This is a genomic window from Salmonella sp. NW38 (assembly GCF_051807745.1).
In the GTDB taxonomy this organism is placed as follows: domain Bacteria; phylum Pseudomonadota; class Gammaproteobacteria; order Enterobacterales; family Enterobacteriaceae; genus Salmonella; species Salmonella enterica.
This window is the reverse complement of record NZ_JAMMTO010000016.1, coordinates 1-15,202: the sequence shown is the minus strand read 5'-3', so window position 1 is coordinate 15,202 and position 15,202 is coordinate 1. Positions and strand designations below refer to the sequence as shown.

The following is a 15,202-nucleotide window of genomic DNA, read 5'->3' as shown; positions in this document are numbered from 1 at the left end:
TGGAAAAATGTGGGATTAAAAAAGCCGATCATGGCTTGATGGTGCGCATGATCGGGTTCTGCAAGACGATCAGTGTCTCAGTGGACTGAATTTCATCAATTGTTTGGATCTTGTTGATAAGTACGTGCTGAAGCGCGTCGATTGATTTACACATCACTTTTATAAAGATGCTGTAGTGACCGGTGGTGTAATACGCTTCCGTCACCTCATCCAGGCTTTCCAGCCGGGCCAGTGCGGAAGGGTAATCCTTTGCGCTTTTGAGGATGATGCCAATAAAACAGCCTACGTCGTAGCCCAGCTGTTTGGGGCTGACGTCAATCCGTGCGCCCGTAATGATCCCGGCCTGCTTCATCTTTTCTACGCGAACATGAATGGTTCCAGGGCTAACGCCAAATTGTTTGGCCAGCTCGGCGTAGGCGGTGCGGGCATTTTCCATTAAGGCGTCAAGTATGCCGCGGTCCAGATTGTCGATCTGATAATTTTCCATCGCTTTTTCTTATGCAGATTAATGATTATCTCTATTTTAGCCATTATTTTTAACGAATCAAAATCGAAGTTAGCTTTTTATCTGTTGATTATTGAATAGTGCTCTCGTTTTGTTGCTTAATCATAGGCAACAGGACGCAGGAGTAAAAAAATGAAAACCGCTTACATTGCCAAACAACGTCAAATTAGCTTCGTGAAATCACATTTCTCTCGCCAGCTGGAGGAGCGTCTGGGTCTGATTGAGGTCCAGGCGCCGATCCTGAGTCGCGTAGGAGATGGTACGCAGGATAATTTGTCCGGCTGTGAAAAAGCGGTGCAGGTAAAAGTGAAAGCATTGCCTGACGCCCAGTTCGAAGTGGTGCATTCACTGGCGAAGTGGAAACGTCAAACCCTGGGGCAGCATGACTTCAGCGCGGGCGAAGGGCTGTACACGCACATGAAAGCCCTTCGCCCCGATGAAGACCGACTCTCTCCGCTCCACTCGGTCTATGTGGATCAGTGGGACTGGGAGCGTGTCATGGGCGATGGCGAGCGCCAATTTTCCACCCTGAAAAGCACAGTAGAGGCTATATGGGCAGGTATTAAGGCGACGGAAGCGGAAGTGCATAAACAGTTTGGTCTGGCGCCGTTCCTGCCGGATCAGATCCATTTTGTTCACAGCCAGGAGCTGTTGTCTCGCTATCCGGATCTGGATGCGAAAGGGCGCGAACGCGCGATCGCCAAAGAACTTGGCGCCGTTTTCCTGGTGGGGATCGGCGGTAAACTGAGCGATGGCCACCGCCATGATGTACGCGCGCCGGATTATGATGACTGGAGCTCCGCATCTGAGCTGGGCTACGCCGGTCTGAACGGCGATATCCTGGTGTGGAACCCGGTGCTGGAAGATGCGTTTGAGCTTTCCTCTATGGGTATCCGCGTAGATGCCGATACGCTGATGCGCCAGCTGGCGTTGACCGGTGATGAAGATCGTCTGCAACTGGAGTGGCATCAGGCGCTGCTGCGCGGCGAAATGCCGCAGACCATCGGCGGCGGGATTGGGCAGTCGCGTCTGACGATGTTGCTGCTGCAATTGCCGCATATTGGTCAGGTGCAGTGCGGCGTATGGCCCGCGCAGGTTCGCGAAAGCATTCCTGCTATTTTATAAGCCGTTAGCGCCGCCAGCGTCTCAGCAGGCGGCTTCGCATCCCGGTGTCAAAGCGCCAGATATGATCGAAAATGCGCATGATGCCGGGTTTGCCGTGCGCCGACATCGCCACCGCATGGAATCGATGCTGGTGAAGACGCTGCAACTCTCCTACTTTGCTCACCACGTCATCCGGCAAGCGCTGGGCGATAAAATCTGAAATGACCACCGCATCGGCATCAAACCATTCCCGTCCCTGCATTCTTTCAATAATGGCGCGAAAACAGCTGGCGATATCTGTGCCGCCGCGAAAACGTTGACTTAAAAAGCGGATGGCCTGCTCGATACCTTCCGGGCCGGAGAGTTCATAACGCACAACGTCAGTGGAAAACAGCATAATAAAGCAGCGGCGGTTATCCGCCAGCGCAACGCGCATCAACGCCAGGCAGAACGCTTTTGCGCACTGCTCGTTAAATCCCCCCATCGAGCCTGAAGTATCGACGCAGACAATAAACGGTCCGCGCGGCTGCTCGTCGACATCCTGGTGTACTACCGGCCGTTCGGTCACTTTCTCACGCCACGCTTCGCCATGCAGGCGATAGGTGAGGAGCTGTTTTTCCACTAACCGGCGGTAAAATTCATATTCCAGCTCGGTGATGCCGAGCGTCGCCAGCTCTGGCGGCAACAGGCGCAGAATATCATCGCTTTGCTGAATACCGTCAACCTGCTCCGGCACCGTAGCGGGTTCGCGTACCAGTGTACGAAAGGTTTCCATCGGCGCGTCTTTTTTCGGTACCGATTTGGCTTCCCGCGAACGTCCCAGTTGTTCCGCCAGTTGCATTAGCTCCGGCTGGGCGGCGAGAAATTCGCCGTATTTTACAATCAGTTGATAATCACCACGTTTAAGCTGGCCTGCGCTCATATCCCACAGGCGGCCTGCGGCATTATCATTTTCCGCCAGCGTCGGTTCCAGTTGCCCGCTCAGCGTCATCCGTTCCTGGACGTCACTCAGCAACTGCTCGCGCTCTTCTTCCAGTAGTTGTTGGTTTAACGTGGTGGCCTGCACGACCAGACTTAACCGCCAGCGTTGCAAAAAAAGCGTGTGTAGCGCAGGGGTAAAGGTACTGTTGCTCTCCGTCAACTGCTTCGCCTGCGCGGCATACGGTGAATGCAGGCGATGAAGCAACGCCAGTATTTGCGGCAGTTGCACGATGAACTGTGGGGTAGAGAGAAGTTGGCTTTGCTGATAACACATGACCTCTTCCGTGAGTTCCGGCGGAACGCGTGCGTCTTTAAGACGGCTGCGTAGCGCTTCCCGCCAGCGCGGGAGATCGGCGGTCACGGCGTTTTTTAAACGCGGAAACTTTTCAAAGAAAATGACCAGCTGTGGGGAAGCCAGTAGCGCGAGGATCATCTCTTCGACCATTCCCTCTTCGCTGACGGCCAGCATGGTATTTAGCGTATCCAGCGTCAGCATTGTTGCGCCTGGCGGATCTGTTCTCCTACATCCTGCAGGCTGGCCTCAATGCGCCCTAACCAGTCGCTGTGAATAAACAGGCAACGTTGCTGCTCGCTGAAGCGGGTATGCTGCTGGCGCCAGTCGTTTTCTAACGTTTCCAGCTGCTGTTTGATCTCCGCAGGCATACTGTCTTCAGCCGCTCCCGGTAACGCCAGACGGGTACCTTGTAGACTGATGTCGCGCACCACCAAATGTTGAGCGTTATCGACTTCCATATTCAGCGTTTGGGCAAAGCCGATCCCGTTCAGTTTGCCGCGGATCTCGCCGCCTTTGGTCAGCCAAAGTTCCAGCGCGCTGCGGTCAAAGGTAATATGGATCACTTCCATATCATGCAGTTTTAGCGGTTTTTGTAGCAATAACGTCAACGTTGACGCACTGGCTTCCGGCGGTAAAGTGTAATGCGGGCGGCGGCTGAACATACCGCCTTCTTTAATGACGGTGAAGGCGGTTTTATCGCTTTGCTGTTGCTGCAACTGGAGGCGGCGCTGGACAATACCGCCGAGGCGAGTCAGCATGGCCTGCTGCTGCCAGGCGTGTCCGGTCATCAATATTTCCAGTTGCTGTTGCATGAGATTCAGACTCTGCGCGTCATACCACAAGCAATCTTTTAGCAGGATAAGGTCAATCGGCGCAACCGCGTCGCGTCCGCTAAAGAAGGCGCTGGCCTGTAACAGGCGGATGGCTTTCTTCCAGCGACGGTCGGAGACATAAGGCGCATTCGGCAAATTATCCAGCTGTTGGCGCAGAGTAAATATCAGCTCAAAGACCGGATCAGGGAGTGAAATCGCGCCGATATCTTTTTGCCACTGTTGATATTCTTCGTCGCTAACCTGTAACGAGGCGGGGACCGGGTTATCGCTCTCATCCTGCTGACTAACCAGCATGGAGCGGAAATTGGCTTTATCCTGAACTTTATCCAGCCACAGGCGAATCAACATTCGGTCGTACAAGGCTTCCAGGCTGCTGTCCGCTTCGGGCAGTTCGTTAGAGGCCGCCACCAGCAGCCGCATCGGAATTTTTTCCTCAAACGCGCCGTTGCGGAAATGGCGTTCGTTAATGGCGGTCAGCAATGTGTTCAGGATAGCGGGCCCGGCTTTCCAGATTTCATCCAGAAAAACGATTTCGGCTTCGGGAAGGTAGCCGGTCGTTAAGCGTTCATAGCGACCTTCATCTTTCAGCGCCTGAATAGAGAGCGGTCCAAAAACCTCTTCCGGCGTGGAAAAGCGTGTCATCAGATATTCAAAAGCGCGGGCGCGCTGGAAAGCAAACTTCAGGCGGCGGGCAATCAGACTCTTGGCGATACCGGGCGGGCCCAACAAAAAGACGCTTTCACCGCTTAACGCCGCCAGTAGGCACAGGCGTATGGCGTGACTACGTTCATACAGCCCCTTCTCAAGGGCGCTGCTCAGACGGGAAATTCTTTCCGCTAATAAATGTGGGTGAGCCATAATAAAGAGGCGTCCTTTCGACAAATGGATCATGCTAATTGCGAGTATAGACGTTTCACCACCGGGGCTATAATCGTCTGATGCGCTGTTTATTTTTCTTTGAGCCAGGTTAATCTGGCTTCATTTAGGGGTACGATTTTATGATTAATCGTGCATACTGTGCGCTTTTTTGTGGGCCAAGGGACTAAGCACACATTTCATATCTATACACTCATTCATTCAAACTACATCAAGGCGGCAAAGGAGTGAATCCCCTGGCACTAACATTCAACGTGTGACTGGGGTAAGCGAATGCAGCCGACAAGGAGGTAGCGTGAAGGGTGACGTGTATAAACGAAAGATGAGTCTATGAGCACTGATAATAAGCAATCGTTGCCTGCGATTACCCTCGCAGCTATTGGGGTTGTCTACGGTGATATTGGTACCAGCCCGCTTTATACGCTTCGTGAATGTTTGTCCGGTCAGTTTGGTTTTGGCGTTGAACGAGATGCCGTGTTTGGTTTTCTGTCGCTGATCTTCTGGCTACTCATCTTTGTGGTTTCCATCAAATATCTCACCTTCGTGATGCGCGCCGATAACGCGGGTGAAGGTGGAATTTTGACGCTGATGTCGCTTGCCGGGCGTAATACCTCGGCGCGCACTACATCCATGTTAGTTATCATGGGACTGATAGGCGGCAGCTTTTTCTATGGCGAAGTGGTCATTACGCCGGCGATTTCGGTGATGTCGGCGATTGAAGGCCTGGAGATTGTCGCGCCGCAGCTGGATACCTGGATTGTCCCGCTCTCCATTATTGTGCTGACTCTGTTGTTTATGATTCAGAAGCACGGTACGGGAATGGTAGGGAAACTCTTTGCGCCGATTATGCTGACCTGGTTTTTAATCCTGGCGGTACTTGGCCTGCGCAGTATTATCGCCAATCCCGAAGTGTTACATGCGCTGAATCCTGTCTGGGCGGTACGTTTTTTCCTTGAATATAAAACCGTATCATTTATTGCGTTGGGCGCGGTGGTGCTGTCGATTACCGGCGTAGAGGCGTTGTACGCCGATATGGGACACTTCGGTAAGTTCCCGATTCGCCTGGCGTGGTTTACCGTGGTACTGCCGTCGTTAGTACTGAACTACTTTGGTCAGGGCGCATTGCTACTAAAGCATCCGGAAGCGATTAAAAATCCCTTCTTCCTGTTGGCGCCGGACTGGGCGTTAATTCCGCTGCTGATTCTGGCCGCGCTGGCGACGGTGATCGCCTCCCAGGCGGTCATTTCCGGCGTCTTTTCGCTGACGCGTCAGGCCGTGCGTCTTGGCTATTTGTCGCCAATGCGCATTATCCATACCTCCGAGATGGAGTCCGGTCAGATCTATATCCCTTTCGTTAACTGGCTGCTTTATTTCGCGGTCGTGGTTGTTATTGTTAGCTTTGAGCACTCCAGCAACCTGGCGGCGGCCTATGGTATCGCCGTGACCGGCACGATGGTGCTGACGTCTATTCTTTCTACGACCGTGGCGCGTAAGAACTGGCACTGGAACAAATATTTTGTCGCGCTGATCCTCATCGCGTTCCTGTGCGTGGATATCCCGCTGTTCTCGGCTAACCTCGACAAATTGTTGTCCGGTGGTTGGCTGCCGCTGAGCCTGGGCCTGATCATGTTCACGATCATGACCACCTGGAAGAGCGAGCGTTTCCGCCTGTTGCGTCGTATGCATGAACACGGTAATTCGCTGGAAGCGATGATTGCTTCACTGGAGAAGTCACCGCCGGTTCGGGTGCCGGGTACTGCCGTATACATGTCGCGCGCGCTCAGTGTGATCCCTTTTGCTTTATTGCATAACCTGAAGCACAACAAAGTGTTGCATGAGCGCGTAATCTTACTGACGTTGCGTACGGAAGATGCGCCTTATGTGCATAACGTTCGCCGGGTGCAGATTGAGCAGTTGTCTCCGACATTCTGGCGCGTGGTGGCCAGCTACGGCTGGCGCGAAACGCCAAACGTTGAAGAGGTGTTCCACCGCTGCGGTCTGGAAGGGCTTAGCTGTCGGATGATGGAAACGTCGTTCTTTATGTCGCACGAGTCGTTGATTGTCGGCAAACGCCCGTGGTATTTGCGCTTGCGCGGTAAACTGTATTTGTTGCTGCAACGTAACGCTCTGCGCGCGCCGGATCAGTTCGAGATCCCGCCTAACCGCGTGATTGAGTTAGGAACGCAGGTCGAGATTTAACCTCCCATCACCATGCCGGGGGCCGCGTTGGCTTACCCGGCCTGGCCAATCCGTAGATTCCCACAAGATAATCGCCATTGGGCGATTATCTTCACCTGATTTCCGCTAGCGAAACGTTTCGACGGCGATCACAATTCTGTTACGTCATGATGGTTTTATGAACACATCCAGGGTTACACTGCGGCCAGCGAAACGTTTCGCTAGTGGAGCAGAAAAATGAAGAAAGGCACCGTACTCAACTCTGAAATCTCGTCGGTCATTTCCCGTCTGGGGCATACTGATACTCTGGTGGTCTGTGATGCGGGTTTACCCATCCCGAATAGCACTGCGCGTATCGATATGGCACTAACCCAGGGCGTACCTTCTTTTATGCAGGTGGTGGATGTCGTGACCCGGGAAATGCAGGTTGAGGCGGCGATTCTTGCAACGGAAATCAAACAACAGAATCCGCAGCTCCACGAAACGTTGCTCACTCACCTTGAGCAACTGCAGCAACACCAGGGAAACACCATAAAAATTAGTTATACGACACACGAACAATTCAAAAAATTGACTGCAGACAGTCAGGCAGTGATTCGCAGCGGGGAGTGTTCCCCGTATGCGAACGTCATTCTTTGCGCTGGTGTCACTTTCTGAGGCCGCTATGGACGCATTACTGCAACTCAAAGGGATCGATAAAGCGTTCCCCGGCGTGAAGGCTCTCTCCGGCGCCGCGTTAAACGTTTATCCTGGCCGCGTTATGGCGCTGGTGGGGGAAAACGGCGCTGGAAAATCCACCATGATGAAAGTATTAACCGGCATCTATACGCGAGATGCGGGATCGTTGTTATGGCTGGGTAAAGAGACCACCTTTAATGGGCCTAAATCGTCTCAGGAAGCCGGGATCGGCATTATTCATCAGGAACTGAACCTGATCCCGCAGTTGACCATTGCGGAAAACATCTTCCTGGGCCGTGAGTTTGTGAATCGCTTTGGCAAAATCGACTGGAAAAAGATGTATGCCGAAGCCGACCACCTCTTAGCCAAACTCAATCTGCGCTTTAAGAGCGATAAGCTGGTGGGCGAACTCTCTATCGGCGATCAGCAAATGGTGGAAATCGCCAAAGTGCTGAGCTTCGAATCCAAAGTCATCATTATGGATGAACCGACCGATGCGCTGACCGACACCGAAACCGAATCGCTGTTCCGCGTTATCCGCGAATTAAAATCGCAGGGGCGCGGCATTGTCTATATCTCCCACCGTATGAAAGAGATTTTTGAAATTTGCGATGACGTGACGGTCTTCCGCGATGGGCAATTTATCGCCGAGCGTGAAGTGGCCACGTTGACCGAAGATTCTCTTATCGAAATGATGGTGGGACGTAAGCTGGAAGATCAGTACCCGCATCTGGATAACGCGCCGGGTGAGATTCGCCTGAAGGTCGATAATCTGTGCGGACCGGGCGTGAATGATGTCTCTTTTGTGCTGCGAAAAGGCGAGATTCTTGGCATTTCCGGCCTGATGGGCGCCGGTCGCACCGAGCTGATGAAAGTATTGTACGGCGCGATGCCGCGAACCAGCGGTTACGTGACGCTTGATGGACACGAAGTGGTGACGCGTTCTCCGCAGGACGGGCTGGCCAATGGCATCGTTTATATCTCTGAAGACCGTAAGCGCGATGGACTGGTGCTCGGCATGTCAGTTAAAGAGAATATGTCGCTGACGGCGCTGGACTATTTCAGCCGCGCTGGCGGAAGCCTGAAACACAAAGATGAGCAACAGGCGGTGGGGGATTTTATCCGTCTGTTCAACGTCAAGACACCGTCAATGGAACAGGCGATAGGCCTGCTTTCTGGCGGTAATCAGCAAAAAGTGGCGATTGCCCGCGGGTTGATGACGCGCCCGAAAGTGCTCATTCTCGACGAGCCGACTCGCGGCGTGGACGTCGGCGCCAAGAAAGAGATTTATCAGCTTATCAACCAGTTTAAGGCCGACGGCCTGAGCATCATTCTGGTCTCATCTGAGATGCCAGAAGTATTAGGCATGAGCGATCGCATCATCGTCATGCATGAAGGGCATCTCAGCGGTGAATTTACTCGCGAGCAGGCCACCCAGGAAGTGTTAATGGCTGCCGCAGTGGGCAAGCTTAATCGCGTGAATCAGGAGTAAAAAAGATGACAACCCAGGCTGTTTCTGGTCGCCGTTATTTCACTAAAGCGTGGCTTCTTGAGCAGAAGTCGCTCATTGCCCTGCTGGTGTTGATCGCGATTGTTTCGACGTTGAGCCCCAACTTTTTTACCGTTAATAATCTGTTCAATATTCTTCAACAGACCTCCGTCAACGCCATTATGGCGGTAGGGATGACGTTGGTGATTCTGACATCGGGGATCGATCTGTCCGTCGGTTCCCTGCTGGCGCTCACCGGCGCGGTTGCCGCTTCAATCGTCGGCGTTGAAGTGAATGCGCTGGTCGCGGTTGCCGCCGCGCTGGCACTGGGCGCTGCGATTGGCGCCGTTACTGGCGTTATCGTCGCGAAAGGCCGCGTACAGGCGTTTATCGCTACGCTGGTGATGATGCTGCTACTGCGCGGCGTGACGATGGTTTACACCGACGGTAGCCCGGTCAACACCGGCTTTACCGATAACGCCGATCTGTTTGGCTGGTTCGGTATCGGCCGTCCGCTGGGCGTTCCTACGCCGGTCTGGATCATGGCTATCGTCTTTATCGCCGCCTGGTATATGCTGCATCACACCCGTCTGGGACGCTATATCTACGCGCTGGGCGGTAACGAAGCGGCGACGCGTCTGTCTGGCATTAGCGTGAGCAAAGTGAAAATTATCGTCTATTCACTTTGCGGCCTGACAGCATCGCTGGCGGGCATCATTGAAGTGGCGCGCCTCTCTTCCGCGCAGCCGACGGCGGGTACCGGCTATGAGCTGGATGCTATTGCCGCCGTGGTGCTGGGCGGTACCAGCCTTGCTGGCGGTAAAGGACGCATTGTTGGGACATTGATCGGCGCATTGATTCTCGGCTTCCTTAATAATGGTTTGAATTTGTTAGGTGTTTCCTCCTATTACCAGATGATCGTCAAAGCGGTGGTGATTTTGCTGGCGGTACTGGTAGACAACAAAAAGCAGTAACAACGACTACAGGACATCTGAAATATGAACATGAAAAAACTGGCTACCCTGGTATCTGCTGTTGCGCTGAGCGCCACCGTGAGCGCGAATGCAATGGCTAAGGACACCATTGCGCTGGTGATCTCTACCCTCAATAATCCCTTCTTCGTGTCGTTAAAAGACGGGGCGCAAAAAGAGGCGGATAAACTGGGTTATAACCTGGTGGTGCTGGACTCCCAGAACAACCCTGCCAAAGAGCTGGCGAACGTGCAGGATTTAACCGTTCGCGGGACCAAAATTTTGCTGATCAACCCGACTGACTCCGATGCGGTGGGTAACGCGGTGAAGATGGCTAACCAGGCGAAGATTCCGGTTATCACACTTGACCGCCAGGCAACCAAAGGTGATGTCGTCAGCCATATCGCGTCTGATAACGTGCTGGGCGGTAAGATCGCTGGCGACTATATCGCGAAAAAAGCTGGTGAAGGCGCCAAAGTGATTGAGCTGCAAGGCATTGCCGGAACATCCGCGGCGCGTGAGCGTGGCGAAGGTTTCCAGCAGGCGGTAGCCGCCCACAAATTTAATGTCCTGGCCAGCCAGCCTGCCGATTTCGACCGTACTAAGGGTCTGAACGTCATGCAGAACCTGCTGACCGCGCATCCGGATGTTCAGGCTGTCTTCGCCCAGAACGATGAAATGGCGCTGGGCGCACTGCGCGCGCTGCAAACTGCCGGTAAAGCAGATGTGATGGTGGTTGGATTTGACGGTACGCCGGATGGCGAAAAGGCCGTAAAAGATGGCAAACTGGCAGCGACTATCGCTCAGTTACCGGATCAAATCGGCGCCAAAGGCGTTGAAGTGGCGGATAAGGTGCTGAAAGGCGAAAAAGTTCAGGCCAAATATCCGGTTGACCTGAAACTGGTCATCAAGCAGTAATAAACGACACGGGTCAACTATGGCCTGATGGCGACAGAAATACGCGAGCCTCCGCTGAGGTGAACGTAAAAAAAGAAAAGCAGGGCACGCGCCACCCTAACCGGTGGCGCACTTTGACGTGGAACCCCGAATATGAAAACCGCAGGTAATCTCATCGTCCTTGGCAGCATTAATGCCGATCATATCCTTAATCTTGAGTCCTTCCCTACCCCGGGTGAAACGGTAACCGGCAGCCATTATCAGGTCGCGTTTGGCGGGAAAGGCGCGAATCAGGCGGTTGCTGCAGGACGTAGCGGGGCGAATATTGCGTTTATCGCCTGCACGGGCGATGACGATATTGGCGACAGTATTCGTAAACAATTAGTCAGCGATCGCATTGATATCGCGCCAGTTAGCGTCATTAAAGGCGAGTCTACCGGGGTGGCGCTGATTTTCGTTAATGGCGAAGGCGAGAACGTCATCGGTATTCATGCCGGAGCGAATGCCGCGTTATCGCCGGCGTTGGTTGATGCGCAACGTGAACGTATCGCGCAGGCGGATGCGTTACTGATGCAGCTGGAATCGCCGCTGGACAGCGTACTGGCGGCGGCGAAAATCGCCCATCAACATCATACTACTGTTGCGCTTAACCCGGCGCCTGCCCGTGAGCTACCGGATGAACTGCTGGCGCTGGTGGACATCATCACGCCAAATGAAACGGAAGCTGAAAAGCTGACGGGCGTGCGTGTGGAAAATGACAACGATGCCGCGAAAGCTGCGCAGGTTTTGCATGATAAAGGCATTCGAACCGTATTAATTACCTTAGGAAGCCGTGGCGTCTGGGCCAGCGTAGACGGCGAGGGCCGCCGCGTTCCTGGATTTAGCGTTGAGGCTGTCGATACCATTGCCGCCGGAGATACGTTTAACGGCGCCTTTATCACCGCGATACTGGAGGAGACGCCGTTGCCGGAAGCGATTCGCTTTGCCCATGCCGCCGCCGCGATTGCCGTAACGCGTAAAGGCGCGCAACCGTCCGTTCCGTGGCGCGAAGAGATAGAAGCGTTTTTACATCAGCAGGGGTAACGCTTGGCTACTATGAAAGATGTTGCCCGCCTGGCGGGAGTCTCTACATCGACGGTCTCTCACGTTATTAACAAAGATCGCTTTGTGAGTGAGACGATAACCGAAAAAGTTGAAGCGGCGATTAAATCACTTAACTATGCGCCTTCCGCGCTGGCGCGAAGCCTCAAGTTAAACCAGACCCGCACGATTGGTATGCTAATTACCGCCAGTACCAACCCTTTTTATTCCGAACTGGTGCGCGGCGTTGAGCGAAGCTGTTTTGAGCGCGGTTATAGTCTGGTGCTGTGCAATACCGAAGGCGACGAGCAACGGATGAACCGTAACCTGGAGACGCTGATGCAAAAACGGGTAGACGGTTTACTGCTGCTGTGTACCGAAACGCATCAGCCTTCTCGGGAAATCATGGAGCGTTATCCGTCTATTCCTACCGTCATGATGGACTGGTCGCCGTTTGATGGTGAGGGCGATAGCGATCTCATTCAGGATAATTCGTTGTTAGGCGGCGATCTTGCCACCCAATACCTTATCGATAAAGGTTTTACCCGAATAGCCTGTATTACCGGCCCGCTGGACAAAACGCCAGCGCGTTTACGGCTGGAAGGGTATCGGGCGGCGATGAAACGCGCAGGGCTGGCTATTCCGCAAGGCTATGAGATCACCGGCGATTTTGAATTTGGCGGCGGCTTTGACGCCATGCAGGCGTTACTCGCCCATCAACAGCGACCGCAAGCGGTTTTTACCGGAAACGATGCGATGGCTGTCGGAGCCTATCAGGCGCTATATCAGGCGGGGCTTCGTATTCCGCAGGATATGGCAGTCATTGGCTATGATGATATTGAGCTGGCGCGCTATATGACGCCGCCGCTGACGACTATCCATCAGCCGAAAGATGAATTGGGCGAGCTGGCTATTGATGTGTTGATTCATCGGATGGCGCAGCCCGCCTTGCAACAACAGCGACTTCAGCTTACTCCGGTTTTGACGGTGCGTGGGTCGGTTTAGATTTATGCCGTTCTTTAATCAGATTGTTGCCGTCTTTGGCTCTTAGCAGCATAAACATCAGCGCGGACACGATAGTGATCGCCCCCATCGTGATAAAGGTATAGTGGAACTGTTCCACGGTACTGGTGCCCGCAAAACCTTCATAAATACGTAACACCGCCGCGCTGATCGCCACGCCTAAACTGATAGACAATTGCTGCGTAACCGCCAGAACGCTGTTGCCGCTGCTGGCGTTATCGTCCGTCAGATCCGCAAGAGTAATTGTATTCATTGCCGTAAATTGAGTGGACATCGCCATTCCAAGAATGAATAGCGGCAGTACGAGCATCCAGATCGGCATGGCGGGAGATTGAAACGAAAACTGGGCAATCATCAGACCGATAAATACCGTAATGCCGACCAGAGTCTTCCGGTATCCCAAACGTCGCAAAACCTGCGTTACGGTCGATTTCGCGATAATAGAACCCAAAGCTGTCGGCGCCATCATGCAGCCGGCGATCAGAGCCGGGTAGCCAAAACCAACCTGTAGCATTAACGGCATCAAAAAAGGTACGCAGCCTGTCCCCAGACGCGTGGCGAGGTTGCCGGCAATACCGACGGAAAATGTGCGTGTCTTAAACAGCGATAGTGATATTAACGGTGTCGGATGACGGCGGGCGTGGCGGATATAGGCCAATAGTAGAACGATACTGCAAAAAATAATGGCGGATGCGATCCATGTCGCCACAATCTTTTCTCCAAACAGTTCCATTCCGCTGGAAAATAAAACCAGACTTAACCCAAAAAGAAAGAAGCCGGTCATGTCAAACTTGCGACGCGGCGTGGTGAAGTTGGGCATATATTTGCGGGCATACAGAATGCCTGCAACACCAATGGGAATATTAATCAGGAAGATCCAGTGCCAGCTTGCCCAGGTCACCAGTACGCCGCCTAATACCGGCCCCAGAATCGGACCTACCAGCCCCGGCATAGTGACAAAGTTAAGAACAGGCAGCAGCTCACTACGCGGATAGGCTCGCAATAACGCCAGTCGCGCCACTGGCATCATCATCGCTCCGCCGACGCCTTGTACGACGCGAAAAATAACCAATTCAGATAGTGAACTGGAGAGCGCGCAGGCCAGCGAGCCTAACGTAAACAGACTTACGGCAACTATAAAGACGCGACGCGTACCGAAGCGGTCAGCCAGCCAGCCGCTTACCGGAATTAACATAGCTACTGTCAGGGTATAACTGATAATAGCGGACTGCATGGCGAGTGGTGAACGGTTAAGACTATGCGCAATAGCCGGTAAAGCGGTATTCAAAATGGTGGCGTCTAGCGCCTGCATAAAGAAGGCCATCGCCGCGATCCACGGCAGGCCAGCCATACTGCGCGCTTTTTTGCTGGTCATTCAATATCCTGTTAATTATCTGGTCTTTCATTGGGCGCTATTAACAACGCCTGGCAGGCCTGGAAAGCGCGTTCGCCGTCGCCATCAGCGATGGCATCAACAATGGCCTGGTGCAAATCCAGCTTTACCACCTCGTTATAGGTGATTGAGGTAAAGTAAGTGTGATAAACCGAATGAAATAGCGTCGCAAAAGAGATTAGAAAGGGATTGGCGCTCATTTCGTAGATATGCTCGTGCCACGCCATATCCACTTCAATCCAGCGTTCACGCTTAAAATGCTTTTTCAGCGCGACCATCTCTTCCATTAAGGCATTAAGCCGCGCTTTCTGCTCCGGTGTGCCAAGAGTCGCCGCCAGCAGGCAGGCTTGCGGCTCCAGGCTAATACGCATCACCAGAAAATGATCCACCACCTGATGAAAATTTTCTTCCGTCATCCACCAGGTCAGCAGCTCTTGATCCAGAAAGTTCCAGTTTCCCTGCGGCATCACCCGCGTACCAATGCGCGGACGGGGTAGCACCATACCTTTAGCCGTCAACGTTTTCACCGCTTCGCGAACTGCCGTTCGACTTACGCCGTACTGCTCGCCCAGTTCTATTTCGCCGGGAAGAATCGTACCGGGGGCGTAGTCACCCTTTAATATCCGCTGCGCCAGCTTTTCAGCCAGAACATAGGATAGATTTTTCTGTGCGGCTAATTGTTGTGCGCTTAAAGGCATGAATGTTCTTCCTTTCTCTTTCGTTTGGTTATTAGTATGCCACCTGGAAGTGTGATTGCAGTTGCAATAACGGCAATTTGCTTATTTTATGGCACGTTAAGCCCGCTGTTGATGAAAAAAGAGACACTCAGAAAATTATTTTAAATTTCCTCTTGTCAGGCAGAAATAACTCCCTATAATGCGCCACCACTGACACGGAAC

General features: G+C 53.1%; 13 protein-coding genes. 8 read left to right on the top strand and 5 right to left on the bottom strand.

Annotated features, from left to right (window positions below):
* Positions 1-28 precede the first annotated feature (28 nt).
* Positions 29-487 carry a transcriptional regulator AsnC gene (asnC, locus tag NA624_RS21845; protein ID WP_000433016.1) on the bottom strand — a complete coding sequence of 153 codons (459 nt, stop codon included), beginning with the start codon at positions 485-487 and terminating at the stop codon, positions 29-31.
* Between the two features lie 150 nt (positions 488-637).
* On the opposite strand from asnC, the gene asnA reads away from it, so the two are divergent.
* Positions 638-1,630: an aspartate--ammonia ligase gene (gene asnA / locus NA624_RS21840; protein WP_000845120.1), complete on the top strand. Its 993-nt coding sequence runs from the start codon at positions 638-640 to the stop codon at positions 1,628-1,630.
* A 4-nt stretch (positions 1,631-1,634) separates the two neighbouring features.
* On the opposite strand, the gene viaA is transcribed toward asnA, so the two are convergent.
* Positions 1,635-3,086, bottom strand: a complete 1,452-nt coding sequence (gene viaA, locus NA624_RS21835) for an ATPase RavA stimulator ViaA (RefSeq protein ID WP_000956592.1) — start codon at positions 3,084-3,086, stop codon at positions 1,635-1,637.
* Positions 3,080-4,576, bottom strand: coding sequence for an ATPase RavA (ravA, locus tag NA624_RS21830; protein ID WP_000940988.1), 1,497 nt, complete (start codon positions 4,574-4,576; stop codon positions 3,080-3,082). Before ravA ends, viaA begins: the two co-directional genes overlap by 7 nt.
* A 348-nt stretch (positions 4,577-4,924) precedes the next feature.
* Here ravA and kup point away from each other — a divergent pair, with 348 nt between their 5' ends.
* The 7 genes from kup (at position 4,925) to rbsR (ending at position 12,892) form a co-directional block, all read left to right on the top strand.
* Positions 4,925-6,793 (top strand): low affinity potassium transporter Kup, encoded by a 1,869-nt coding sequence (gene kup / locus NA624_RS21825; protein ID WP_000102338.1) that lies wholly within the window; start codon positions 4,925-4,927, stop codon positions 6,791-6,793.
* A gap of 216 nt (positions 6,794-7,009) precedes the next feature.
* On the top strand, positions 7,010-7,429 hold the full coding sequence (gene rbsD, locus NA624_RS21820) for a D-ribose pyranase (RefSeq protein ID WP_000715944.1): 420 nt from the start codon (positions 7,010-7,012) through the stop codon (positions 7,427-7,429).
* Between the two features lie 7 nt (positions 7,430-7,436).
* Positions 7,437-8,942, top strand: coding sequence for a ribose ABC transporter ATP-binding protein RbsA (gene rbsA, locus NA624_RS21815; protein WP_000339361.1), 1,506 nt, complete (start codon positions 7,437-7,439; stop codon positions 8,940-8,942).
* A 5-nt stretch (positions 8,943-8,947) separates the two neighbouring features.
* Complete coding sequence (gene rbsC / locus NA624_RS21810; protein WP_000211345.1) at positions 8,948-9,913, top strand: ribose ABC transporter permease; 966 nt, start codon at positions 8,948-8,950, stop codon at positions 9,911-9,913.
* A gap of 24 nt (positions 9,914-9,937) precedes the next feature.
* Complete coding sequence (gene rbsB / locus NA624_RS21805) at positions 9,938-10,828, top strand: ribose ABC transporter substrate-binding protein RbsB (protein WP_001056260.1); 891 nt, start codon at positions 9,938-9,940, stop codon at positions 10,826-10,828.
* 132 nt (positions 10,829-10,960) lie between these two features.
* A complete protein-coding gene (gene rbsK, locus NA624_RS21800) occupies positions 10,961-11,890 on the top strand; it encodes a ribokinase (RefSeq protein ID WP_000844725.1) in 930 nt (309 codons plus the stop codon).
* 3 nt (positions 11,891-11,893) lie between these two features.
* Positions 11,894-12,892, top strand: coding sequence for a ribose operon transcriptional repressor RbsR (gene rbsR, locus NA624_RS21795; protein WP_000224491.1), 999 nt, complete (start codon positions 11,894-11,896; stop codon positions 12,890-12,892).
* Here rbsR and mdtD read toward each other — a convergent pair.
* Entirely contained in the window at positions 12,858-14,285 is a 1,428-nt protein-coding gene (gene mdtD, locus NA624_RS21790) for a multidrug transporter subunit MdtD (protein ID WP_439040292.1), read from the bottom strand. The genes rbsR and mdtD overlap by 35 nt on opposite strands.
* Before the next feature lie 11 nt (positions 14,286-14,296).
* A complete protein-coding gene (locus NA624_RS21785; protein WP_001131144.1) occupies positions 14,297-15,001 on the bottom strand; it encodes a FadR/GntR family transcriptional regulator in 705 nt (234 codons plus the stop codon).
* Positions 15,002-15,202 lie beyond the last annotated feature (201 nt).

Excerpts from the sequence above, each read along its gene's own strand:
- rbsA (WP_000339361.1), top strand. The coding sequence starts at position 7,437 with ATGGACGCATTACTGCAACTCAAAGGGATCGATAAAGCGTTCCCCGGC.
- kup (WP_000102338.1), top strand. The coding sequence starts at position 4,925 with ATGAGCACTGATAATAAGCAATCGTTGCCTGCGATTACCCTCGCAGCT.
- rbsD (WP_000715944.1), top strand. The coding sequence starts at position 7,010 with ATGAAGAAAGGCACCGTACTCAACTCTGAAATCTCGTCGGTCATTTCC.
- asnC (WP_000433016.1), bottom strand. The coding sequence starts at position 487 with ATGGAAAATTATCAGATCGACAATCTGGACCGCGGCATACTTGACGCC.
- rbsC (WP_000211345.1), top strand. The coding sequence starts at position 8,948 with ATGACAACCCAGGCTGTTTCTGGTCGCCGTTATTTCACTAAAGCGTGG.
- mdtD (WP_439040292.1), bottom strand. The coding sequence starts at position 14,285 with ATGACCAGCAAAAAAGCGCGCAGTATGGCTGGCCTGCCGTGGATCGCG.
- NA624_RS21785 (WP_001131144.1), bottom strand. The coding sequence starts at position 15,001 with ATGCCTTTAAGCGCACAACAATTAGCCGCACAGAAAAATCTATCCTAT.
- ravA (WP_000940988.1), bottom strand. The coding sequence starts at position 4,576 with ATGGCTCACCCACATTTATTAGCGGAAAGAATTTCCCGTCTGAGCAGC.
- rbsK (WP_000844725.1), top strand. The coding sequence starts at position 10,961 with ATGAAAACCGCAGGTAATCTCATCGTCCTTGGCAGCATTAATGCCGAT.
- asnA (WP_000845120.1), top strand. The coding sequence starts at position 638 with ATGAAAACCGCTTACATTGCCAAACAACGTCAAATTAGCTTCGTGAAA.
- viaA (WP_000956592.1), bottom strand. The coding sequence starts at position 3,086 with ATGCTGACGCTGGATACGCTAAATACCATGCTGGCCGTCAGCGAAGAG.
- rbsB (WP_001056260.1), top strand. The coding sequence starts at position 9,938 with ATGAACATGAAAAAACTGGCTACCCTGGTATCTGCTGTTGCGCTGAGC.